The sequence below is a fragment of the Psychrobacter sp. P11G3 genome, from assembly GCF_001435845.1.
In the GTDB taxonomy this organism is placed as follows: Bacteria; Pseudomonadota; Gammaproteobacteria; order Pseudomonadales; family Moraxellaceae; genus Psychrobacter.
The window spans coordinates 1374642-1399295 of sequence record NZ_CM003596.1; the positions used below are offsets into that span (position 1 = coordinate 1374642).

Here is a 24654-nt window from a genome sequence, read left to right on the forward strand (position 1 = left end):
CAATAAAAGCGTATTAATAGAAGAGACTTGCCATGAGCCATCATTCGTCCTTATTCGACAGTTATAGTATCCGCCGTGTGCGTCCGCCAAAAAACAAAATTGGCACCTCGGCCAAGCATGATAGTGCGATCAGTCATGTGATGGGGACGGCGACTTATGTGGATGATATTGCAAAACCACAAGGTACGCTACATCTAGCAGTCGGCAAGAGCAGCCATGCTCATGCACGTGTCCTGAGTATGGATTTGAGCGCTGTTAGAGAGGCTGATGGGGTGGTAGATGTTTTAAGTTTCCAGGATTTACCTGCGCAAACGGATATCGGTGCGGTGTTCGATGGCGAGCCACTGATGGTAGATGACATTACAGAATATGTCGGTCAGACGCTATTTGTAGTGGTGGCGAGCAGTCACCGTGCCGCCAAAAAAGCGGCTACCAAAGCCGTGGTTGAATATGAGCCATTGCCAGCGGTGCTGAGTATTGATAAGGCGCTAGAGCAAGAGTTTTTTGTGCGTCCGAGTCATTTTATGAAGCGTGGCGATGCTGCGACGGCGCTTGAGAACGCACCAGTTCGCATCGAAGGTCATATTCACATGCGCGGGCAAGAGCACTTTTATCTTGAAGGGCAAGTGTCTTACGTGGTGCCGTGTGATGATGGCGGGCTAGAGGTATACACGTCGTCGCAGCATCCAAGCGAAGTGCAGCAGCTCGTCGCTGAAGTGACAGACTTGCCATTCAATGCGGTCAATACGGTCGTGCGCCGTATGGGCGGCGGTTTTGGCGGTAAAGAAACGCAAGCCGCGGCATGGGCTTGTCTGTGCGGTATCATTGCCAAGCGCCATAACGTTCCTGTCAGTATGCGTCTAGACCGTCAAGACGACATGGTTGTGACCGGTAAGCGTCATGAGTTTGCCAATCGCTATGAGGTTGGCTTGGATGAGTCGGGTCGTATACTAGGCGTCGATATGCAATTGGCTGGTTTGTGCGGTTACGCGCCAGATCTGTCTGATGCCATTGTCGACAGAGCGATGTTCCACTGTGATAATGCCTACTATTATCCAGCGGCTCATGTGGCAGGTCATCGCTGCAAGACCCATACGGTATCCAATACAGCCTATCGCGGGTTTGGTGGACCACAAGGGCTGATGACGGCTGAATATATGATGGATCATATCGCCTATACCTTGGGTCAAGATCCACTGCAAGTGCGCCTAGCCAATCTATATCAAGATGGTCAAAGTACGCATTATGGTCAGACCATTGAGCACTTTGATTTGGCGACCATCATGAGCACACTGGCAGAAGATTGCGATTATGACAATCGCCGTCAGCAAATCATACAAGCCAATCAAAAAGCTGCTGCTGAAGGCAGTGACAAGCGTTTAGGCATCGCGCTAACGCCCGTCAAATTCGGTATTTCATTTACCGTGCAGACGCTCAATCAGGCAGGTGCGCTGGTACATATTTATACCGATGGCAGTATCCATCTCAATCACGGCGGTACAGAGATGGGGCAAGGACTATATATCAAAATCGCCCAGATCGTCGCCAATGAGTTCGATGTGGATCTGGATACGGTCAAGGTATCAGCGACGCGTACAGATAAAGTACCTAACACCTCACCAACTGCTGCGTCATCAGGTACCGATATCAACGGTAAAGCGGCGCAAAATGCTTGCTTGAGCATCAAAGCGCGCATCGTTGAATTTGCAGCTGAGCATTTTAAAGTGGCACAAGAAGACATACGTTTTGAAAATAACCATGTCTATATCGGTGATAAAGAAACTCTAACTTTTGCTGAGATGATTCAGCTGTCGTACCAGAATCGTATCAGTCTGTCGTCTACTGGCTACTACAAAACGCCAAAGATATTTTATGATCGCTCTAAAGCATGGGGTCGTCCGTTCTTTTACTTTGCGCTAGGTGCCGCCTGCGCTGAGGTTGAGATTGATACGCTGACAGGGGAGTACAAAGTGCTGCGCTGTGACGTGCTACATGATGCAGGGCAGTCGATTAACCCTTCCATTGATATCGGTCAAATTGAGGGCGGTTTTGTGCAAGGCATGGGTTGGCTCACAGCAGAAGAGCTGATCTGGAATGATAAAGGAAAGCTCGCATCTGACAGTCCTGCCAACTATAAAATTCCAACTGCGCATGACTTACCTAAGCAGTGGAATGTCAAATTATACGACCGCAAAAACGAAGAACAAACTATCTATAACTCTAAAGCCGTTGGAGAACCGCCGTTTATGTTGGCAGCCAGTGTCTGGTGCGCACTCAACAATGCCGTCGCAAGTCTCGGTGAGTATAAAAAGAATCCAGAGCTGACCATGCCTGCGACGCCAGAAGCGGTATTAAAAGCAGTGATGCGCATGCAAGGCACGTCGTGGGATTTAACAACTGAAGCCGACACAGATACGGTTGATAGTTTAGTAAAAGGCGCAGAAGAGAACAGTGACCTTTACAACGAAAAAGCAATGCCACAAGACGTACGTCATGCCAAAGATATCGATCCAAAGGAAGTCGAAGGTAAACAAGCCGATGACCAGCCTAACGCGATAGAGCATCCAAATGTAGCAGGGGCAAGAGGTCCTGCGCACAGTGAATGAGTCGTTAGCACCGCCAGTGATCTGGTATGAAGGTCTATCGCGATATCAGCAGCGAGGTATCGCTCACGTGTTGGCGACAGTCGTAGCCATAAATGGATCTGCTCCTCGAGCGCTACAGGCAAAAATGATTGTCACGCAAGATTGCATCGTGGATACGCTAGGCGGCGGCGGTCTAGAGCACGACGTTGTCAATACGGCACGGCAGCTATTGAATGGTGAAATAGCGGCAACGGTATCAAAAGAAGTAAAACCAAAAGTCGCTGAAACTGACAGTGAAAGCGCATCAGTACCTTCTAAAGCGGTGCGCCGTGATGCTGTCTACACCAAGCACTACCCGCTAGGTGCAAAGTTGGCACAGTGTTGCGGTGGTAGCGTCACCGTTATGTTCGAATGCTTTAACGTGACGCCACCGATGTCAGTACTAGTGTTTGGTGCAGGACATGTAGCATCAGCGCTAATGAGCATCCTCGCTGAGCTACCTTGTCAGGTAGATTGGGTGGACAGTCGCCCAGAGATGTTTAAGCGTTACTTAGTTGATGAACCTACTACTAATCAATCCAAACTTTATAACTTACCAGCACATATCCGTCCGCATATCGATGATGAGCCTGTAGATTTTGTGCGCCCATTTATCGAGCAGGGTGGTCAGCGTTTTATTCTGGTTATGACTCATGACCATAGTGTTGATTTTGAGTTAGTGCGGGCGGCATTAGATACTATTTCTGACATGAGCGCATTACATGATAAATGCTCAGATATCTCGACACCTTACGTAGGTTGCATTAGCTCGGCAACCAAAGCCAAGCGTTTTAGAGATCGCTTGATTCAGCGTGGCTACAGTGAGCAACTGGTCAATCAGTTGGTCATGCCAATTGGATTGCAAATTGGCGGAAAAGAGCCGATGGCGGTGGCGATTTCTATCGTGGCACAGCTCCTACAGAAGTATCATCAGGCTACTCTTTGAACGGCTCACTTCATATATATTTTATACTTTTTATCAAATCATTAAAGCGCTCAGTACTATTTATCAAAACGCTCAGGACTACCAAGCCATTGTGAGATCTACGAATGACCATACATATCTATCAAGCTCGACTGCTGCACTATTTGACCGAAAGCGATCGTACTGAGCGTGCAACCTCTGATCATTCACAGACATTAGCTGTGGAACGAGACATTACGTTGCTACCAGTGATTGAAGATGTACAGGTTTATCCTGAATATATCGCTGATGGTGCGCTTGTCGTAGATGATGTGACAGGGTGCATTATAGAGTATGGTCGTAGTGAAACTATACTGTCAAAGTATTCCAATGAAGAGGGTGAGCCAGCAGTCAAAGTGCACGACTATCGCGATAAGTTAATCATGCCAGGCTTTATTGATACCCATGTGCATTATCCGCAAATAGATATGATTGCTGCTTACGGTGAGCAATTACTTGATTGGCTTAATAATTATACTTTCGTCACCGAGGCCAATTTTGGCGATCCAAAAGTAGCACATGATACGGCGCAGTTCTTCTTAAACCAACTGCTTGCTAATGGTACGACGAGTGCCATGGTGTTTTCTACCAGTCATCCTGAATCAGTGAACGCATTTTTTACGGAAAGCCACAAGCTCAATACTCGTATGATCACAGGTAATGTACTGATGGATCAAAATGCGCCTGCGCAGCTATGTGTGCCTGCTGAGCAAGGCATTCGAGATACCCAAAACATCATTGATAACTGGCATGAGCGCGGACGTCAGCATGTAGCGATTACGCCAAGGTTTGCTATTACTTCGACACCCAAGCAACTACAAATGGCAGGTGAGCTGTATACCAGTTACGAGAGTGTTTATCTGCAAACGCATCTAGCAGAAAATCATGATGAGATTGCCTTTGTGAAACAACTGTATCCCAATCATAAAGGCTATCTTGATGTCTATGATACGATGGGATTACTGGGTCGCCGCACCACCTTGGCACATGGTATTCACCTTGAAATATTTGAGTATGAGCGTCTGCGCGCGACTGGTACACAAATATCACACTGTCCGACGTCCAATCTGTTTTTGGGTAGTGGACTATTTAATTTACCCAAAACGTTAAGTTATACCGGTGTCAGTATCGCCACTGACGTTGGGGCAGGGACGAGTCTGTCGATGCTGACGACTCTGTCAGAAGCGTATAAAATTCAACAACTACAAAGCAATCAGTTATCCGCTCATCAAGGGCTATACCAAATTACGCTGGGTAATGCCCAGTCGCTATTATTGGACAATAAAATCGGTAACTTTATGCCAAATAAAGAAGCGGATTTTGTGTTCATCGATATGGGTGCAACGGAATTGCTTGAGCGACGTATGGCGCAGACCAAGACACTGGAAGAGCAGTTGTTTGTACTAATGATGCTGGGTGATGATAGAGTAATTGATCAGACAGTCATCGCAGGCGTAAGTCGCTATCGTAAATCAACTTTATAGGTGTATCTAAATCTGAAAATAAGTGAGACTTCTTTCAGATATAAAAAATAAATCCTTGTTCCTATATAGTTGGAACAAGGGTTTATTTCTGCCAAGAGGGTTTCTATTTGGTATTAAAAGTGGAACTTTACCAACGCACTAGGAGAGTTTTGATTTACGCCATCAACACCGTATTTATTTTTCCAATAGCTATACTCCATACCGACTTCTAAACGGTTATCAATACCGAGCACTTCTTGTAAGTTGTATTTAATTTGCGGATTAATATGAATATTATCTTCAATGTCATCATTATTAAATGAATAATCTATAAAACCATCCACCACGAAGTTGTTGCGTTCCCAACCATAGGTTAAGGTAATTTGCTGATCATCGTCAGTATTATCATTGAAAGCATGATATAAAGTAGCCGACGCAAACTTCATTCCTGGAATAGGGACATTGAGATCTGCACCAATACCAACCAGATAATTATCTTGGTCAAAGCCAGTACTGTTCGAACCAAATTCATAAGTAGCGGCTAAATTAACCTGCTTGATAAAACTGTCATTAAAAGTTGCTATTTTGAATGTAGGAGACAGCTCACCATAAGTTTCTCTAAATCTATTGTTTTCAATGTCATCGGCACCTTGGTTTCGATCGACAAAGAAGAACACGCCGCCCCAGTCGTGCGCAGAAGCATGCTCTAATGTGACGGTCGTCAGCTCTCCGTCTTCTACAAGTTCATAGTCATCACCGTAAAGTACGGAGACACTCGTATCAGTAAAGAAGGTCTTAGCATGGATGTTCGACATGCTACCTAAAGCAGCGATAGCAACAACTGCCATCGACAAAGGTTTGAGTAAAGCTATCTTTTGGCTAGATTTTTTTTGAATAAATGGTTGCTGATCAGATAGTTTAGAGGTGGAGAGTAGGCTCGTTCGTAAATCAAAATGCAAAATGTAACTCCTTTATATACGATGGAATATTAATTACCTTAAATGTATCTTTGATAATTTATAAAATGGGTTTTGTTGTTTGAAAGTCACTATCAGCTAACAGTAAGCGTGCTATTGACCGTTTCTGTTTTTGAGTAGAAATGAGTAAATAGCCTTTATACGCTTAGCACTAAAGAGTATTCAATAATCATGCCACGAGCCTCCAAAATCTATGCTTTCTAGTATTTGCTGACTTTTACGTTTATCTGCTCTTATTAGGGTATAAAATAAGCAAAATAGTGCTTAGTTTTTCTTAAATATCAGAAGTAGCTTCTATATATTTGAGTGGATATACAAAACAGTGCTTTTGGACGAAAAAGCTCGTAAGAAAAGCACCAAAATGGACCTTTGTATGCCCCAACTTGGGCTGTATAAAAACGCCTTTGAGTCAATATAAATAAGACTTGCCGATCTGTTAAACACAAAAAAGCCAGCTAATAGGAATTAGCTGGCTTTTAGTTTGTAATGTACGTGCCGTATTAGCTGGTTAGTTGTGCTCGTCTGCTAGTTCAATAAGCACATGCCAGTCAGTAATATCTATCTCATGACAGTTGTTACCGTCACCATTGATACGATCAATAACTAAGAAATCACTGTCACGCCCAAGCGCGAGTAGAGGGTGATGCCAGACATTAGCATCGTACTGTACACCTTGATTAGATTTCGCATAAAACACTACTAAGTCATCAGGCGATTGCGGCGACATACCAGCTTTAGCAACGACGACAATATAATCTTGGCCTTCCATAGATACAAACGCCTGTGTTCCAAGCGGATGGTATTCCATGATCGAGAGCGCAATCGGGTTCTCACGTTTTTTGGCCCGAAAGATACTCATACCAACTGTGCCACCGTCTAGTTTACTTTCGGCAAGTGCATGATGACGAACCGCATAGCCGTTATTGATCTCATAAGTATTGTCAGCGGTTTGCTCATCAATACTATAGCGCTCGATGACCGAGCCATAGGGGGCAAAGTTTGCCTTAGTCAAAGGCTTAGCCGTTAGAGTGACACTCATTATTTTGCCTCTTTACTGTCAGTACCAGTATCACCCTCAGCAATTTTGCCATGCACGCGAACACGGCTAATACCACCATCTGGGAAGATATTGACCCGAATATGCGTGATAGGTTGGTCTATCTTAAGCTTATCTTTACTAAAAGTATGAACGTCGTCAGCGTTGGTTTTTTGTGGTGCAAGCAAAGTCTCCCAAAACATACTCTGAGTTACTAAAGTTTGCTCTGGTGTATTTGGTGAGTAGACGGCTTGGATCGAGACCTTATCAGGATAATTGCCTTTAAAGTGAGCAGTATCTATCTCGATGGAATCAACGATACCTGCTTGACCTAGCGCAATGATGCACCAGTCATTGCCTGGCTCACGGCGACGACGAGTCTCCCAACCATCACCCATATTAGGCGCTTTAGTTGGTAGTAGTAAATTACTAGCCGCACCAAAATGCGCGTCGTTACTAGCAATCGCACGACCACCATTTAATGCGCCTGCCAAGTCAAGCATCTCGCCTTGTGTATTTAGGCTGGCATCAAGTTGGATATCACCATAAACGCGTAGTCGGGCAACGCCGCCATCTGGATAAATGTTTAAACGAATATGGGTTACCGTTTGCCCATGATCAATCTCGATAAGCTCATGATTGTGCCCTTGCAGCGGGGTCATACCTACTAGCGCCTGCCAATTTTTATTGTCCCAATCTTCTTTGCTTAGACTAGTAAGTTCAGCTTCATCTTGCTGCAGCAGCTCGGGCGCGTACAAGGCATCGACACTAGCTGAAGAGGGAAAGTTACCCGTAAAGTGACTGGTATCAATATCAAGACCAGCAATTTTGGTTGGGCGAGCAAGCTGGATAACTAAATAATCGTAACCCAAGTGGCGCTTGCGACGAGTTTCCCAGCCATCCATCCACTTACCGTTGTCATCGAATTTACCCACGACAAAGATAGGTGCATCAGGATTTAGAATACGGCTTTTATCCGCAAAAAAATCGTCGGTGGCGAATAGTGATTTCGCCCCCAAGCGACTGTCAGCGACGTTTGATTTTTTGGTAAATGCTGGCAGGGCATCAGGTAGATTATTTGCGGAGATAATTTGTCCAACTTCTGAAGTGTTTTGACTCACAATGATTCCTTTTTCAATAATGGTGTGTATTAATAACGTATGGCTTATCTTATTTATTAATCTATGCTCATTAGCACGTGCTCAGCTAAGTAGAATGAGTACTAGGACGATAGCCTAGCTTACATCCAGTTAGCAGTGTTGTCTGACGTAGCAGGATGGTTTTCGTACCAGTGTTTAGCGATATCATCACGGCGGCATATCCATACATCAGGCTTACTGGTGATATATTGCAAAAACTGCTTTAGCGCTTTGATGCGTCCTGCACGTCCGATAATGCGACAATGCAAGCCAATAGTCAGCATTTTAGGGGTGTGTGCGCCTTCTTCGTATAAGGTATCAAAGCTGTCTTTTAGATATTGATAAAATGGTTCGGCATGAGTGAACCCTGGGCTAGACGAAAAACGCATGTCATTGGTCTCGAGGCTATAAGGTATGACCAAATGTGGTTTGCGCGTGATGACATTGCCGTCTTGGACCTTTACATTGAGCCAATACGGTAACTCATCACCGTACGAGTCAGAGTCATAGGTATAGCCGCCTTGCTCGGCGACCAGTTCACGAGTATTTGGACTATCACGTCCTGTATACCAGCCGAGAGGTTGACCACCGAGCATACGTTGAAATATTTGGGTGGCACAGCGAATGTGTTCGCGCTCCGTTTCACGGTACATATCCTGATAAGTGATCCAGCGTAGACCATGACTGGCAATCTCATGACCGTCTTCTAATACACGCTCGATAATATGCGGTGTTTTTTCAGCAGCGGCGGCACAGGTAAACGTGGTTATAGGAATACCATAATCTTTAAAGACATCTAATACACGCCATATACCGACACGGCTACCGTATTCGAATGCAGATTCAATAGACTGGTGACGGTTGTTAAATTCTGGTGTGCCCAAAATATCAGACAAAAAACGCTCTGATTGACCATCGCCATGGATGACGCTATTTTCTGCCCCTTCTTCGATATTTAATACAAACTGTACGGCGATTTTTGCGCCACCTGGCCAGTTCGCTTTTGGTGGATTGCCAGCATAGCCTTTTAGGTCGCGGGGATACGTGCTCAGATCAAAGTCACTGGTAATTTTTTTGCTCATTATCTATATTCCTATATCTCTTAGAGCCTTAGATATTTATTAAAATATTGCTCGTAAAGGACAGTTATTTTTTATCACAAATTAAAGTGATGATGCATAGGCTACGAGCTGTTGGCGCTCGGCATCAGTCAACTGAGTAATATTACCAAGCGGCATATAGCCAGTCTGTACCGCAGTGACGATTTTCGCTTTATGAATTTTTAAGTCTTCTGGTGTTTGCAAAATAATACCTGCTGGCGGCGCGGCGAAGCCTTGTTGCGTCGGTTGTACCGCATGACAAGTACTACAGCGCGTATGCACGACATTCATCATAGCGTCATCTGCTGACGCGCTCACGGGTACGGCTTCAGCAGTAGCTGCATCAGTGCTAATACTGTTATTAGCATTAGCAACGGTATCAGTGCTTGAGTCAGTAGTCGTGCTTGTAGCTATGGGGGTGCTATCAGTTGTCGTAGGTGCTACTGAGGCAGAAGCAGGCATTGCAGGTGCTGGCTCAATAGGCTCAGGTCGCATCCAAATAATTAATAATACGGTTAATACGGCTGGAATAACCAAGTAGCGTGGTTTTTTATGACCCAAATGCTTTTGGTTAAAGTAATGACGGGCAGTCGCGGTAATGATACCGACGAAGACCAATACCAACCAACCTTTCTCATGAGCATACATCATTGGGTAATGGTTGCTGATCATGGTAAAAATCAGCGGTAGGGTAAAATAATTATTCATCAGTGAGCGGTTTTTGGCTTGTAATGCCAATTCAGCCACTTCTTTACCCGGTTTTTCGCCGCGCCGCACACAATCAACGAGCGCACGCTGAGCCGGCATAATACCGAAGAATACGTTACCTACCATCACCGTGCCCAAAATAGCACCGATATGTATAAATGAGGCGCGATCACTAAACAGCTGATAAGAACCCCAGCTCGCGATGACCAGTAAGATAAAAATTAGCGTACTAAAGATAAACGCGTTTTTACCCAAATGACTGCGCACGATCACTTCATAAATGAAGTAACTACCAAACAAGAAAAGCAAGCTGGTGGCAATGGCACCGATACTGGTAAAAGGTACTTTGCTTGGGTCAATTAGGTAGGCAGTTGCATTGGCATAATAGACGATAGACATCATCGCCGCACCCGTCAGCCAAGTGGTATAAGCTTCCCACTTAAACCAATGTAGCGTCTTTGGCATCTCTTCGGGTTCGAGTTTGTATTTGGCAATTTCATAAAACCCGCCACCATGGACGGCCCAAAGATCACCCGAAATGCCTTTGTCTGTTTTCCACTGTGGCGGTTTGCGTAGGCTTAGATCTAGCCACACAAAATAAAACGATGCACCAATCCATGCTACCCCAGCGATAACATGAAACCAGCGGAAAAATAAACTCAACCATTCGAGAAGATAGGCGCCCATGTAATAAATGTCCTTTAATATGACAGTGTCTTAATAAAATGTCTTGGTAATTTCTTTTGATAGTATTTCTTGAAAACTAATAACAAAGCAGAGAGCTAAACAACGCTAGAGCTACGATCCGCGATAGGTGCTATAACCGTGCGCACTAAGCAGAAGCGGCACGTGATAATGACTGGCATCGTTTACTACAAAGTCGATAACCACTTGCGGGTAAAATGCTGTCAGCTGCTGAGCATCAAAATAAGACTGAGTATCGAACGTTACGGTATAGCGGCCAATATTTAGCTGACGCTCTGTGCTATCGATAGCTGTATCAAACTGCCAAGCGTCTGGTGTGACACGGCCATCACTATTGGTTGTACCATGCGCTAGTAATGTGGCGACACCATTGTCTTGTACGCGGTGTAAGGTAACGGCGACATCAGCCGCAGGTTTGCCAAGATGAGTGTCTAAGATATGTGATGATAGGGTGGCAGACATAATGCTTCCTTTAAATTTGTGAGAAATATAAATCGGGTGAAAATGCTAGTCTAACTTTGCGACTACTATTTGGTTGTCTCAGCATTACCTAGTAATTTAGTTAAACGTAGACGCGTAATTTTATTTTGCTCAGCGGCTGCATTTGCCAGTTCAGTAGCACGATCATTAGGCAGGCGCGCTAATAACAGATCCAGCATTTGCTGTGCGCTTTTGCCCGTCGCAAAGACAATAAAAATAAAACCAAATTTATCGAGATAGTCTCGATTGCCTTTGGCAAGTGCTTCGAGGACTTCATCTGCTGCATCGTTAGCGCCTGATTGTTCATGTGCGGCGCTACTTTGTGTGTTGCGATATTTTTCTTTTAGAGATGCCACATTGCCGATTTGCGGATGCCCATCAAACGCTTCTAATAAGTTAGCCTCATCATTTTGCACTTTGTTCCAGATAGCGTCGCTACTTGCTAGCAGTGCATCAACGTCTGCAAAAGGGCGGGCGTCTGCAAGCTTATAGGCCCAGCTTTTACTGGTGCAGCAAGTCACTAACTGGGCGATGGCGACTTCTTGTGATAAATCGTTGAATTGCGCTAAGGTTAAGCTCACGATGACATCCTTTTCTAATAGGGTAGCCCGCTATCTGTATCGGGCGATAAATGTTTGATAGAGGTTTATACCTTATGATTATTTGCATAAACTTATAGGTATAAGTAGTAATCTTGATAAGCAGCGGCTGTTTCAGCTTTATGGATGATTTGATTAAGCTAGCAGCTATTAATTGGCTTAAAATCAAAAGCCAGTAATCTATGTGTTCGTAGTCAAACCTTTGGCGCTTATATACGCTTTGCGTAATTTCAAGTTATAGTGAACTGACAATATGAAACAGATTTGCTAAGGAAACACTGATATTTTGGCCGTCTAAAACGTCTGGCAAGAGGTAGTTAATGACGGCGTAATTGATTTACAGTTCCCATTTTGCTAAAACCTGACTAATTGGTCAACTGTTTTATGCGAAATATTTTTATTTAACAGGTTATGCTGCTCAAATCTATGTGTTTATATAATAATACATAGCAAAATATAGCGACTATTTTGTCGAACCTGTCTCTTAGAGTGAGATACCACTGCTATGACTCAAAACAATCAAAAGGAAGAAACCTCAGTGACTGATACGCCCTCGCACCGTAGCCAACAAGCCATTCGCGCACAGAATCAAGCGCTTATCTTAGCGGCAGCTGAAGAAGAGTTTGTGCTCCAAAGCTATCGCGGCGCTACGATGCAGGGCATTGCCGATAGGGCAGGCTTACCCAAAGCCAATGTCCACTATTACTTTAAAAATAAAAAAAACCTCTACATGGCAGTGCTGCGTTCGATCATTCAAGAATGGAACGAAGGCTTGGTAACTATGACGGTAGATAGCGACCCAAAAACAGTCATCGAAAAATTCGTCCGTACCAAGCTACATCAGGCATTTGTCAATCCAAGTCGCCATAAGTTGTTTGCGATTGAAGTCATCGGTGGTGCACCGCATTTGCATGAATTTATGTCCACTACGATGAAGGAGTGGGTACACGATAAAGCGCAGGTAATGAAAGAGTGGCACAAGCAAGGAAAAATTGGGATTACTGATCCTCTACAACTACTGATTTTGATTTGGGCGACTACCCAACGTTATGCTGAATTCGAGATTGAAATCGTTGGATTAATGGATAAGACGGCGTATGACGCAGCAGATGAAGCACGTGCGGCAGACTTTCTGGTGCCTTTTATTTTAAAAGGCTGTGGCCTTGAATAATGACAAGGTACCTATTTGACAGGGTGCCTATTTAATAAGTCAGGTGCTTAATCAGCGAAGTGCACAGATTATTTCTATTTTTCTGTGCACCTCGTTTACGGCGAAACACTTCGATATGTTCAGCCCTAGCTTGTGTTTAGCATTAAGCGACTTCTTGCGTTGGTTCTAATTTGTCTTTTGCATGCTGTGCTTTGGTATCAAACTCGATGCCATAGTTTTGAGGTAAAATCATATCAAGGGTGATGGCCACAATCCCTGCCATCGTTACCGCTGAGCCAAAGATATTCTGAAAGAACTGGGGCGTTTGTGACAGTACATCAGGGACAAAGGCGATACCCGTTGCCAGACCCAGTGAGGTGGCAATGATTAAGACATTACGATGCGTGAATTGCACGGTAGATAAGATACGAATACCAGCAGTCGCTACCGTCGCAAACATCAGTAGCGTGACGCCGCCAACGACAGGCTTCGGTAACTGCGTAAAAATAGCACCAAGGACAGGGAATAGCCCCATCAGGCATAAGAGGCCGCCAACATAGAAACCCACGTAGCGACTGGCAATACCCGTCATTTGGATCACACCGTTGTTTTGGCTAAAGGTTGTCACAGGGAAGGTATTGAATATCGCCGCAATCAGAGAGTTAACACCATCTCCTAGTACACCGCCTTTGATGCGTTTCTCATAGAGAGGGCCTTTGATCGGTTCACCTGATATCATTGAGGTAGCCGTCAGATCGCCTGAGGTCTCGATACTGGTAATGATGTACATAAAGGCAATAGGAATAAAAGCCTGCCAATCAAAACCAAAGCCATACTTAAAAGGGATTGGCACTGTAAAAAAAGCCGCTTCAGAAACCAGAGAAAAATCGATACGTCCCATAAATACGGCAGCGATAAGGCCGAGCATCAAACCGATAAAGATGGCGCTTGAGCGAATGACTTTATTATTGATGATGCTAATCAATACGACACTTGCCAGCACACCACCGCCCAAAAGTAAGTTCGGAATACTACCAAAATCTTCAGCACCAAACCCGCCCGCTAAGTCAGTCAGACCTACTTTAGTTAATGACAAACCAATCGTGACAATCACGCAGCCTGTAACAATAGGGCTCATAAAAGATTTGAGTTTGGTGATAAATTGACTCAAAAATATCTCAACAAATGCACCGAGAAATGAAACGCCAAAAATAACGGATAATATCTCTTCTGGACCACCACCGCGGTTTTTTACCACAAACCCTGCTGTCAGTACCGCTGCCAAAAATCCAAAACTGGTGCCTTGTAATGCCATGAGGCCAGACCCAATAGGGCCTACTTTACGAGTCTGAATAAAGGTTGCGACGCCAGATACTATCAATGACATACTGAGAAGGTAGGGGATATGCTCTCCTAAACCTAATGTGCCGCCTATGATAAGAGAGGGTGTGATGATACCTACAAACGCTGCAAGTACGTGCTGTATAGCACCTAAAAATGCTTTGATGGGGGTAGGACGGTCATGCAGTCTATACAGTAAATCGGTATTCGCTGGAATGTTTTCACTCATGGTGGTTTCCTCCTAAAATAACTGCTTAGCACCCGCTTGACTGTAGATATTAGACAATGTGGTAGATCACGAGATCAAAGTTTTAACCCAATCTTCGACTTGTTTTTTATCGATGTAAACAATAGGGGTACGCATCCGTCTGTAAGATAAGTAATGAAAATAGCTAATATATGTTGGCTAATATTTGAACAACCTGACCAATTAGTCAGGTCTATTTAGGGTATAGGTAAAATAAAAGCCATTGCAATGTTTTTTTTGGTACTAGTGCGTTTACAGGTTTGTTACGAAGGAGGGAGGGTTAAGTAACATTGAAAGGTAGATTAAAGACGAGGGGTGTTGACCATTGAGAACAAATAAATACTAAGACCTATCGGCCTCTCTATTCCTGTTTTTTAATCAAAAAAAGCCCCAACCATATTCGTTATGGTTGGGGCTTTTACAATTTTGCTTAACGGTTGATATTTATTCCACTATAACCAAAATTGCTACTTTGGTGGACGACCAGTTATTTTGGGCTTGATGACCATACGGGTGAGCGGATAACGCCTTGTCCTGACTTACCAAACGCTTCGCCACCATTGAGGGACTTGATAGTCAGCACGCCTTTGCCGCCTTGGGTCGATGCGTAGACCACGCGTTTACCGTTTGGCGAGAAGCTTGGTGCTTCGTCGATACCTGTATTGCCAAGATTGGTAGTGATAGCACCATTACTATTCATAATAGCCGCTGAGCGTCCACTTAAAAAGGCAATTTGTGTACCGTCACTGCTAAACTGTGGACTGGTTGCATAACCACCGTTTGACACTTTAGTCGTTTGTCCTGTGGCAAACTCGTAGCGATAGACTTGCGGCTTGTTAAAGCCAGTTTTATCACTGACAAACACAAAAGATTTGCCGTCTGGTGCATAGCTTGGTTGTACTTCACTGCTCGGTAAATTAGTGAGCCTTCTAGGTGTACCGCCGCTGGCGCTCATCTCATAGATATCAGCGCTACCTTCAAAGCTGCTAGAGAATAATATCTTGCTGCCATCAGGAGAGAACGAGGGGCTTAGGTTGCTACCTGAAAAAGGCGTCAGGGCAGTTGCGCCGCCACCACTGACGTTTTGCACGTAGATGACGGGATACGATTTTTCACGTTGTACTGAGTAGGCGATACGGTTACCATCAGGTGACCATGCTGGTGAAAAAATAGAGCCTGCGACTTCAGTAATGGTTCTAGCATTTTCGCCATCAGCGTCCATCACTTTGAGACGAGAGATCTTTTGTTTGCCAGTTCCTGTTTCTTCAATATAAGCAATGCGCCCTGAGAAATCCCCTGGAATACCAGTAATCAGCTCGTACACTTTGTCTGCGATGACATGACCGGCATAACGCATACTTTCTCTATTATTGTCGGCGGTTAGGCTTTGCTTGCCTTCTATCACGCGACCAGATTTGACATCGATGACTTCATAATCGGTGATTATTTTGCCACGATTGGTACGCGTGCTACCGACGACCAGATACGGTATGCCCATGCTTTGCCAAACAGGTAATGTACCTGTCAGCTCTTTACTACTGTGCGGCTGCTGCGGTAGATCTTGATTGGTTACTTTTAGCTCAGTTTTACTCAAGTCATTTAATATAATCGGTGATAAGACAGAGTCACCCGCAAACGATACAAACGCGACTTGGTTTTGCTGAACAGGAATCTCATAGTCCAACTCTAGTACAACAGGTGCAGCGAGCACGCTTTGCGATATTAGCAATGCTGAAGTGCTGGCGAGTAACGATACTAGTAGTTTTTTGTGGGTACGCATGAGTAAATGGAGCTCCTAAAATTAGTATGATATTCATTTTTTATTTAATGAGACAAGCATCTAGATAAGGCAGCAACCTATGCGAGACAAGCCGCTTAACGTCACGTTACCAATATTACAAGAACCTAGCAACTGATTAATTGCTGCCTTTAAACTGTATGGTAAAAGTCGGGTATTTGGGGTCATCAGCATCAATCGGGAGGCTGCCAGTATTGAGTACCGCTTGTCTTGCCGCTTCGTTGACAGTGCTATCAGGTCCAGAGGCAGTCACATTGATCACATCGCCATTTGCATTGACAGTGATGGTCAGGGTGGCACGTTGAGTAGAGCCTCGCGCAGCAGTAGGCGGCGTATAGTTGCGCTTGATTAAATTGATGATTTCGCTGTTGCTAGCACCGCGACTGCCATTGGATGCAGAACGACTACTGCCCTTGGACGTACTAGAGGTTGACGTATCACCAGACATAGTAGACTGCCCATCTGATAGGCTAAAGGTTTTCCCTGCATTGCCAGAGCCAGCAGTATCAATCTCAATATTGCGATCGCTAGCAGTGGGACGTTTTATCTTTGGTGGATTGTTTTGCTTTTGACGAAACTCTCCCAGTCTCTTTTGTTCTTCTATGAGCTGATCACGTTTGCTTTGATCAACTTGGTCAAGCTCTTCCATGGCGGATTCATCTAATTGTGCTGCCCACTCAGCCATTTTGCGCTCATATTCTTGATTTTGTTCAAGCAGACGTTGTTGATGGTCTTCGCTCATCAGTATGGGTTGACCAGCTGGCTCCTCAGATCGTGTAAATACAGGCACGCGCTGAGAGCTTGACTGACTTGGATTTTGCGCACTAACGCTACTGCCAGACACTTCTGGTTGAGCACTACTGGACGAGTCGCTAGTGCTACTATCCATCTGCATCGCACTGGCTGCTGCACGGTTGGCCAATATTTGTCCTTGCATTTCAGCAAGCTGCTCAGGAGATACCATGACTGTTTCGATACTACCAGCAGTCACAACTTCAGTGGTTTGATAGTTGTAAACCAGTATGCCGATAACAAGGCCATGCGCCAGCAAGCTTAGCAACGTTGGCAGTGTTAGCCCGTTGCTTTCTGGTTCGGTAGGTACATAGACGGCAGGAGCATTATGCATGGTAAGGATACTCATGAACGTGATTTGTCAGATTGATTACTAGGATTGGCTATTATGATATAAGACATTTACTAAAGGACGCTTATCACTATAAAGAAGGCGTAGGTAGTGGTGCGCCAGTCAATAATCCAACTTTTTCGATACCTGCTTGTTGCAAAGTCGCCATGAGCGTCATGATGGCACCGTACTGATTGTTTTGATCAGCATTGATCATCACCTGTACTGGCTCAGCATTACTATTATCGTTCTGAGACTGCAGGTTAGATAATGTATTAATCAGCTCAGGCTCACTTACAGGCACGTCGACATTGCTTTCATAACTGATAAAAATATCACCTTTATCAGTCAAAGAAACAATCACAGGTAGTTGGCTTTGACTCATAGTATTGGTCTGCTCTTTTGGCAGATCAACATCGACACCTGTAATCAGCATCGGGGCTGTCACCATAAATATCACCAGTAGCACTAGCATGACGTCAATGTAAGGTACGACGTTCATTTCTGCATTAAGGGCTTTTTTCTCACGGCCGTAGGGGTTTGGTTTCATAGCCCTGTCACCTGACCTGCATTAACTTGGGTTTCTTTACTAATAGGCGCTTGTACGCTGGTCTCACGCTGTAGCATGCCTGTCATCTCATCACAAAATAAGGCACGCGAGTCATATAGTCGGCTCGATTTTGCTGTGAAGTGGTTGTATGCCAATACCGCAGGGATAGCGGCAAACAAACCCATGGCTGTGGCAATCAGTGCTTCGGCGATACCGGGAGCGACAGAGGCGAGGGTAGCTTGCTCAGTTTGAGACAGTCCCAAAAAGGCATTCATGATGCCCCATACTGTACCAAACAGTCCGATGTACGGAGCAACGGAGCCAATGCTGGCTAGCGTCGTCAGTCCTGACTCGAGCAATTGCTGCTGACGACCTAAGCCCACGCGTAGCTTGCGTTCAACACCATCGATAATATCGTCTTTAGGTTGACGCTTTTTATGCATTCTTAGGTATTCTGAAAAGCCCACATAAAAAATCTGCTCTAGCCCCTGACGATCAGGAGAACCCTGAATGCCTTGATATAGTTTGGCCAAGTCTTCGCCTGACCAAAACCAAGTCTCAAATTGTTGATCAAAATTTTTGGCTGTACCAAGTCGCGCACTCATGCGAAAGATAATAACCCAACTGAGTAAAGAGGCTAATAACAATAGTGCCATCACAATCTGCACCAATAGACTGGCTTGGGTAATAAGATCGACAATATTTAATGATTCAGGCATGTAATGGACTCACGAATAATTGATAACAGCTGGCTGGAATAGTGATATCCGAACCAGACAACCCCTAAACAAACACTATTTACTCTTTATTATTTAATACGCAGCACGTTTCTTCACTAAAATTTGTAACTGTGCTTAGAAAAATGCTGCAACAGTAAGTATCGCGATTTAGGTATCGGTATAATAACCCCCTAGTTTACTTCTAAATGAGAGAAAGGTCATTATTAATGTGTTAAACGACTATTTGGTTAGGCTGCTACTGATTCATTCAATAGCTAGTTGGATAACATGAATAATGACATAGCAAACACTTATCACCTAAAACTCATGACTCAAACCGAATATTACCTTAATAACGAATAGAAAGTCGTTTTTCAAATAGCATAGGGCAACATGACTATATATAGCTTTTCATGTGGCTTTTCTGACCAATAGTCTTGAAGTCTCTAAAAATCCTATTTTGTACGAGATAGATATTATCAACGATTGAGTTTGTAAGATAACTGGTCTAATATGTTACGCTTTGTTACTACATTATTCTTATTGTGGCATCGTTATTTTTTCGCTGAGGTCATGTTTAATTTTAGGTAATGATGACTTTTTATTAGCCAGTCGGGGGCGACACTTATGAATGCAATTGAACGCTATTTTGGGATTAATGGTGAAAATACCACGATCAAAACAGAAATCATCGCTGGTATAACCACGTTCTTGACGATGGCCTATATTATCTTTGTCAACCCTAACGTCTTAGCCGATGCAGGTATGGATAAAGGGGCTGTATTTGTAGCGACCTGTATAGCAGCAGCAGTAGGTTGTTTCATCATGGGTATCTACGCCCGACTACCAGTTGCGCTGGCACCAGGTATGGGGCTTAATGCTTTCTTTACCTATGGTGTGGTGCTTGGTATGGGCTACGCGTGGCAGACAGCGCTAGGTGCGGTGTTCTTGTCTGGTTGTATCTTTGTACTATTGAGTCTATTTAAGATTCGTGAAGCAATTATTAATGCTATTCCAACGTCTCTTAAAAACGGCGTAGTCGCTGGTATTGGTGCGTTCTTGGCGTTTATTGCATTGCAAAGCGCAGGCATCATCGTCAATCATGATGCAACCTTAGTTGGCCTTGGTGACATGACATCATTCGGTCCTGTCATGGCTTCATTAGGTTTTGTTGTTATCATTGGCCTGTCTTATAAGAAAGTCCCAGGTGCGGTAACCATTGGTATTTTATTGGTTGCGTTGATTAGTTTACTGATGGGCTATACACAGTTCACAGGCATCATCTCTTCACCGCCTTCTATTGCACCGACACTGATGCAGTTAGACATTGCTGGTGCATTTGATGTGGGCATGATCAGTGTTATCTTTGCTTTCTTATTTGTCGATTTGTTTGATACTGCTGGTACTTTGATTGCTACCACTAGTCAAGCAAAACTAACGGACAAAGATGGCAATATCCCGAACATGGGCAAAGCACTACTCGCTGATTCAACAGCGACAGTAGCGGGTTCTTTATTGGGTACTTCATCGACGACCAGTTATATCGAAAGTATCTCTGGTATCGCCTCAGGTGGCCGTACAGGCTTAATGGCTGTTACGGTAGGTGTGCTATTCCTGTTCAGTATCTTCTTCTCGCCATTAGCAGGTATGATTCCAGCTTATGCAACGGCTGGCGCTATCTTTTATGTAGCCGTGCTTATGATGGGTACCCTAAAGGATATTAACTGGAGCGACTTAACAGAAGCAGCACCAGTGGTCGTGGTATTGCTATTCACACCGCTTACATACTCTATCGCTGACGGTATCGCACTTGGTTTTATTACCTTTACAGCTGTAAAAGCAATTGCAGGCAAGTTTGCGGATATCAGTATCGCTGTCTGGATTTTGACTGCTATATTGTTGTTCAAAATTATCTTCCTATAATGCAAAGTGTAGCAAGACATTAATAGCGTCTTAATCAAGAAACCCTCCTTATCAGCTGATGATAAGGAGGGTTTTTTTGTCAGCATTATAAGCCTATCGTCTTAATTTGAGTTCGGTATTTTGGGGGTTAATGTTTAGTATTTCTGATACCAGTATTAAGTAGGGTGATGCCAAACTATGGGCAATAGTAAACAAAAAAACGTAACCAAAGCGTCATGGCCAATAAAGTGCTTGTAAGTTATTGTTATTTAGATATATATTAATTTATGAAAATAATAAATTTCGTTAGTTTGAAAAAAAATTTCGTGATATTATAGCCGAGTTAAGCGCATCACCTCAATCAACGCCGTAGAGGTTTTTCTTACAGTGAATTAGCATCACCAAAGATGACAGATTTGTGATTATTAGAGCGATTTTTCGGTTCAATAAGGCGATATTTGGTCATCACACTCCTTTCACTACTAACAAGAAGAAGGCACTAATGCCGCTTAGCTTTTCGTTGTTGCCTTTGTATTGTTAACGTAGCCCGTTTAACAGTCGAACGACCTACTTAACCGTCTCCAGCCTATGCTGGATTTTTAGTTTTGTGATGGCGCCGTTTGGTCTTTTGATTATTGCTGTGAATATCCGTCAATAACCCCTATTTTTTGATAGCGGTTATGAGCAGTTATACAGGACGATCAGACTTCCTAAAGCACCATTTATTATGGTTTTTAAACGATAGTTATGGAGTTATTATGAACCCAGTAGACCAGTTTACCCCGCAAGAGCCGATCTTGTTTAATCCTGTTGATATGCTGTCGCCTGAGTATCTCGCCCAGTCAGCAGAAGCGCTAAATAAGCGTATTTCGCCGCTATATAGCGCCGATGAAGAACGTTGGTTGTCTGAGTTATTGCCACTTGCCAAACCCAGTATAGAAGAACGCGATGCTGCTGCTGAGCAAACGCGCAAACTGGTCGAGCACGTACGTAATGATGGTAAAGCCGTCAAGATGGTTGACTCATTATTGCTTGAGTATAGCCTTGATACTCAAGAAGGTATCTTGCTAATGAGCTTGGCAGAAGCCTTGATTCGTGTACCAGACAACTATACGGCTGATGCATTGATTCATGACAAAATGAGTGTGGCTGACTGGAAAAAGCACATTAAAAATGACAATGGCTTTATGGTCAATGCCTCTACTTGGGGCATGATGATGACTGGTCGCGTTGTCAGTATTGACAGCAGCACCACTGCATCAGGTTTCTTGGATCGCATGACTAAGAAGATGGGTGAACCTGTCATTCGTAGTGCGATGCAAAAAGCCATGCGTATCATGGGTCATCAGTTTGTATTGGGCGAAACCATTGAAGACGCCAATAAAAACAGCCAGCCATATCGTAATAGAGGCTATACCTATTCATTTGATATGTTAGGTGAAGCGGCCATCACGCATAAAGATGCGGAAAAATACTTCAACGACTATCTACATGCGATCAGAGCTACGGCGAACGTAAAAGTCAAAGAAGGCATGCCAAAGCCGTCAGTGTCTATCAAATTATCAGCACTGCATCCTCGCTATGAAGCCACGCAAGAAGCACAAGTAATGGGCTTATTGCGTCAGCGTTGCCTGCTATTGATTGAAGCGGCACGTGAAGTCAATGTCGATATCAGTATTGATGCTGAAGAAGCAGATCGCCTCGAGATTTCTCTAAAACTGTTTGAGTCTTTGTACCGTGATAATTTAACGGCGGACTGGGATGGTTTAGGTATCGTTGTACAAGGGTACTCTAAACGTGCTATCGCTGTATTAGCATGGCTTGCTCGTTTGTCTACTGAAGTCGGTGATCGTATACCCGTACGTCTAGTAAAAGGCGCTTACTGGGATACTGAGATCAAACTTGCTCAGCAAAAAGGTCTATCAGGCTATCCAGTTTGGACACGTAAAGAAGGTACGGATACTGCATACCTTGCTTGTGCGCGCTTCTTATTGTCAGACCATCTGCGCGGACTAATCTGGCCACAGTTTGCGACACATAATGCGCATACACTGTCATCAATCATGACCATGAGTGCACATAGAGACTTTGAATTCCAACGTCTACACGGCATGGGCGATGCGCTTTATGATCATATTTTGCAAGCTTATGAGATTCCTGTACGTATCTATGCGCCAGTAGGTGCACATAAAGACTTGCTACCGTACTTGGTACGTCGCTTGCTAGAAAACGGTGCCAACAGCTCGTTTGTTCATCAGTTGCTAGATAAGTCTTACCCAATCGAAAAGCTAACAGTGCATCCATATGACAAGCTGCTTGGTAATGCAACATTGCACAATCCAGACATCCCGTTACCGTTAGAGATTTACGGTGAACGTCGTGCAAGTTTTGGCCCTAATATCTTTGTAGAGTCACAATGGTTACCGTTCAAATCAGCTATTGATAGCCATCTGCATAAGACATGGTCAGCAACCTCTATCATTAATGGTAAAGCGGTTGATACCTATGAAGTAGATGGTCAAACGAATCAGCTTGATAAGCAGACTGTACTTGCGCCTTGGAATCATGAAGTTAGTGCTGGTGAAGTAACTTATGCCAACGCTGAAGTGGCTCGCCAAGCGATTGACGTTGCTGTTGCTGGTCAAGAGGTATGGAAAAATGTACCAGCTGCTAAGCGTGCTGAGATATTACGTAAGATTGCTGAGCTATACGAAGAAAACTACGCTGAACTAATGGCACTATGCCAAGTTGAAGCGGGCAAAACCATGCAAGATGGCATCGATGAAATCAAAGAAGCCGTTGATTTCTGTCGTTTCTATGCTGACGAAGCAGAGCGTCTAGATGATGTCGTACATGAGTTCACAGACTTGGCTGGTAAGCAGTCTCGTCAAGTATATAAAGCACGTGGCACTTTCGTTTGTATCAGTCCATGGAACTTCCCATTGGCTATCTATACGGGACAGATTGTAGCTGCACTTGCTGCAGGTAACACCGTAGTAGCGAAACCTGCTGAACAAACCAGTTTGGTAGCTCACTTTGGTGCCCAGTTGATGTATCAAGCGGGTATACCAGCCGAAGCATTGCAATTGGTCATTGGTGCAGGCGACGTAGGTGGTGCTTTGACGGCTGCTGATAATATCGCAGGGGTGATATTTACAGGCTCTACTCAAACAGCCCAACGTATCAACCAAAGCTTAAATGACCATGCACAAACCAGTGGCGAATTGCCTGTCTTTATCGCTGAGACTGGCGGTCAAAATGCGATGATCGTTGACTCAACGGCACTGCCAGAGCAAGTCGTTAGAGATGCGGTACTATCAGCATTTGGTTCAGCAGGTCAGCGTTGTTCAGCTTGTCGCATATTGTGTGTACAAGAAGAGATGGCGGATGATTTGATCGAGCTCTTGCAAGGTAATATGGCTGAGCTGTCTGTAGGTAATCCTCTATATGCTGCCACAGATGTAGGTCCAGTGATTGATGCGGATGCTAAGCATGGTTTAGAGGCGCACATCGAACGTATGAGTGCTGAGCCGACTGCTACCATTTTGGCACAGACGCCAATGAGCTCAAGCTCAGTCGTCAGTCAAGAGAAGTCTACTTTTGTACTACCAACAGCGATCGAAGTGAAAAGCATTGATGTGATCGGTGGTGAGCACTTTGGTCCAATTCTACACGTACTGCGTTATCAAGCGCGTGATTTGAATAAGCTGATTGATGCCATCAACAACACAGGCTTTGGTTTGACGTTAGGTATCCATAGCCGTATCGAAAATACTGTTGAGCACATTGAGCGCCGCGCATTTGTCGGTAACACTTACATCAACCGTAACCAAATCGGCGCGGTCGTAAACGTACAGCCATTTGGTGGTTGTGGTCTATCAGGTACTGGTCCTAAAGCTGGTGGCCCGCACTATGTCGCGCGTCTCATGCAACTTAGCTCAGAAGCAGTCAACGCTGAACAGTCAGCTGCTCATATGACAGCGACCGAAACCCAAACTACCACTCAAACAGAACTCGCATAAGGAGTAG

The 24654-nt window shown here is 44.3% G+C and carries 18 protein-coding genes; 6 read left to right on the forward strand and 12 right to left on the reverse strand.

Annotation, left to right across the window (positions count from 1 at the left end; translation table 11 throughout):
• Positions 1-32 precede the first annotated feature (32 nt).
• The 3 genes from xdhB (at position 33) to guaD (ending at position 5072) form a co-directional block, all read left to right on the forward strand.
• Positions 33-2606, forward strand: a complete 2574-nt coding sequence (xdhB, locus tag AK824_RS05665; RefSeq protein WP_057759587.1) for a xanthine dehydrogenase molybdopterin binding subunit — start codon at positions 33-35, stop codon at positions 2604-2606.
• Positions 2599-3570: an XdhC family protein gene (locus tag AK824_RS05670; protein WP_057759590.1), complete on the forward strand. Its 972-nt coding sequence runs from the start codon at positions 2599-2601 to the stop codon at positions 3568-3570. Before xdhB ends, AK824_RS05670 begins: the two co-directional genes overlap by 8 nt.
• A gap of 104 nt (positions 3571-3674) precedes the next feature.
• Positions 3675-5072, forward strand: coding sequence for a guanine deaminase (gene guaD / locus AK824_RS05675; RefSeq protein WP_082624582.1), 1398 nt, complete (start codon positions 3675-3677; stop codon positions 5070-5072).
• 113 nt (positions 5073-5185) lie between these two features.
• Here guaD and AK824_RS05680 read toward each other — a convergent pair whose 3' ends face one another.
• The 7 genes from AK824_RS05680 to uraD all read right to left on the reverse strand — a co-directional run bounded on the left by AK824_RS05680 (position 5186) and on the right by uraD (position 11777).
• The gene (locus tag AK824_RS05680; protein WP_227511210.1) at positions 5186-6010 is read right to left on the reverse strand and encodes a DUF5020 family protein; all 825 of its coding nucleotides are present in this window, start codon (positions 6008-6010) and stop codon (positions 5186-5188) included.
• A gap of 526 nt (positions 6011-6536) precedes the next feature.
• Positions 6537-7067: an ureidoglycolate lyase gene (locus tag AK824_RS05685; protein WP_057759593.1), complete on the reverse strand. Its 531-nt coding sequence runs from the start codon at positions 7065-7067 to the stop codon at positions 6537-6539.
• A complete protein-coding gene (alc, locus tag AK824_RS05690) occupies positions 7067-8155 on the reverse strand; it encodes an allantoicase (RefSeq protein ID WP_264753506.1) in 1089 nt (362 codons plus the stop codon). The genes AK824_RS05685 and alc overlap by 1 nt, the downstream gene beginning before the upstream one ends.
• 149 nt (positions 8156-8304) lie before the next feature.
• Entirely contained in the window at positions 8305-9285 is a 981-nt protein-coding gene (gene puuE, locus AK824_RS05695) for an allantoinase PuuE (protein WP_057759595.1), read from the reverse strand.
• Between the two features lie 81 nt (positions 9286-9366).
• Positions 9367-10698: a urate hydroxylase PuuD gene (locus AK824_RS05700; RefSeq protein WP_057759598.1), complete on the reverse strand. Its 1332-nt coding sequence runs from the start codon at positions 10696-10698 to the stop codon at positions 9367-9369.
• A 111-nt stretch (positions 10699-10809) separates the two neighbouring features.
• The gene (gene uraH / locus AK824_RS05705; protein WP_057759601.1) at positions 10810-11178 is read right to left on the reverse strand and encodes a hydroxyisourate hydrolase; all 369 of its coding nucleotides are present in this window, start codon (positions 11176-11178) and stop codon (positions 10810-10812) included.
• A gap of 65 nt (positions 11179-11243) precedes the next feature.
• Positions 11244-11777, reverse strand: coding sequence for a 2-oxo-4-hydroxy-4-carboxy-5-ureidoimidazoline decarboxylase (gene uraD / locus AK824_RS05710; RefSeq protein ID WP_057759604.1), 534 nt, complete (start codon positions 11775-11777; stop codon positions 11244-11246).
• Between the two features lie 523 nt (positions 11778-12300).
• On the opposite strand from uraD, the gene AK824_RS05715 reads away from it, so the two are divergent.
• Complete coding sequence (locus tag AK824_RS05715) at positions 12301-12966, forward strand: TetR family transcriptional regulator C-terminal domain-containing protein (RefSeq protein WP_057759606.1); 666 nt, start codon at positions 12301-12303, stop codon at positions 12964-12966.
• A 142-nt stretch (positions 12967-13108) separates the two neighbouring features.
• Here AK824_RS05715 and AK824_RS05720 read toward each other — a convergent pair whose 3' ends face one another.
• The 5 genes from AK824_RS05720 to tolQ form a co-directional block, all read right to left on the reverse strand.
• Entirely contained in the window at positions 13109-14515 is a 1407-nt protein-coding gene (locus tag AK824_RS05720) for a nucleobase:cation symporter-2 family protein (protein WP_057759609.1), read from the reverse strand.
• Positions 14516-15020: 505 nt separating this feature from the next.
• On the reverse strand, positions 15021-16313 hold the full coding sequence (locus tag AK824_RS05725; RefSeq protein ID WP_057759612.1) for a PD40 domain-containing protein: 1293 nt from the start codon (positions 16311-16313) through the stop codon (positions 15021-15023).
• A 136-nt stretch (positions 16314-16449) separates the two neighbouring features.
• Entirely contained in the window at positions 16450-17472 is a 1023-nt protein-coding gene (locus AK824_RS05730; RefSeq protein ID WP_227511211.1) for a cell envelope integrity TolA family protein, read from the reverse strand.
• A gap of 73 nt (positions 17473-17545) precedes the next feature.
• Positions 17546-18004, reverse strand: coding sequence for a protein TolR (gene tolR, locus AK824_RS05735; RefSeq protein WP_057759618.1), 459 nt, complete (start codon positions 18002-18004; stop codon positions 17546-17548).
• Positions 18001-18723 (reverse strand): protein TolQ, encoded by a 723-nt coding sequence (gene tolQ, locus AK824_RS05740; protein WP_057759620.1) that lies wholly within the window; start codon positions 18721-18723, stop codon positions 18001-18003. The genes tolR and tolQ overlap by 4 nt, the downstream gene beginning before the upstream one ends.
• 627 nt (positions 18724-19350) lie before the next feature.
• On the opposite strand from tolQ, the gene AK824_RS05745 reads away from it, so the two are divergent.
• Complete coding sequence (locus AK824_RS05745; RefSeq protein ID WP_057759623.1) at positions 19351-20646, forward strand: NCS2 family permease; 1296 nt, start codon at positions 19351-19353, stop codon at positions 20644-20646.
• A 737-nt stretch (positions 20647-21383) separates the two neighbouring features.
• Positions 21384-24647: a bifunctional proline dehydrogenase/L-glutamate gamma-semialdehyde dehydrogenase PutA gene (putA, locus tag AK824_RS05750; protein WP_057759626.1), complete on the forward strand. Its 3264-nt coding sequence runs from the start codon at positions 21384-21386 to the stop codon at positions 24645-24647.
• Positions 24648-24654 lie beyond the last annotated feature (7 nt).

Coding starts and splice junctions, on each gene's coding strand:
- xdhB (WP_057759587.1), top strand. CDS start 33: ATGAGCCATCATTCGTCCTTATTCGACAGTTATAGTATCCGCCGTGTG.
- guaD (WP_082624582.1), top strand. CDS start 3,675: ATGACCATACATATCTATCAAGCTCGACTGCTGCACTATTTGACCGAA.
- AK824_RS05685 (WP_057759593.1), bottom strand. CDS start 7,067: ATGAGTGTCACTCTAACGGCTAAGCCTTTGACTAAGGCAAACTTTGCC.
- puuE (WP_057759595.1), bottom strand. CDS start 9,285: ATGAGCAAAAAAATTACCAGTGACTTTGATCTGAGCACGTATCCCCGC.
- AK824_RS05700 (WP_057759598.1), bottom strand. CDS start 10,698: ATGGGCGCCTATCTTCTCGAATGGTTGAGTTTATTTTTCCGCTGGTTT.
- uraH (WP_057759601.1), bottom strand. CDS start 11,178: ATGTCTGCCACCCTATCATCACATATCTTAGACACTCATCTTGGCAAA.
- AK824_RS05715 (WP_057759606.1), top strand. CDS start 12,301: ATGACTCAAAACAATCAAAAGGAAGAAACCTCAGTGACTGATACGCCC.
- AK824_RS05720 (WP_057759609.1), bottom strand. CDS start 14,515: ATGAGTGAAAACATTCCAGCGAATACCGATTTACTGTATAGACTGCAT.
- AK824_RS05725 (WP_057759612.1), bottom strand. CDS start 16,313: ATGCGTACCCACAAAAAACTACTAGTATCGTTACTCGCCAGCACTTCA.
- AK824_RS05730 (WP_227511211.1), bottom strand. CDS start 17,472: ATGAGTATCCTTACCATGCATAATGCTCCTGCCGTCTATGTACCTACC.
- tolR (WP_057759618.1), bottom strand. CDS start 18,004: ATGAAACCAAACCCCTACGGCCGTGAGAAAAAAGCCCTTAATGCAGAA.
- tolQ (WP_057759620.1), bottom strand. CDS start 18,723: ATGCCTGAATCATTAAATATTGTCGATCTTATTACCCAAGCCAGTCTA.
- AK824_RS05745 (WP_057759623.1), top strand. CDS start 19,351: ATGAATGCAATTGAACGCTATTTTGGGATTAATGGTGAAAATACCACG.
- putA (WP_057759626.1), top strand. CDS start 21,384: ATGAACCCAGTAGACCAGTTTACCCCGCAAGAGCCGATCTTGTTTAAT.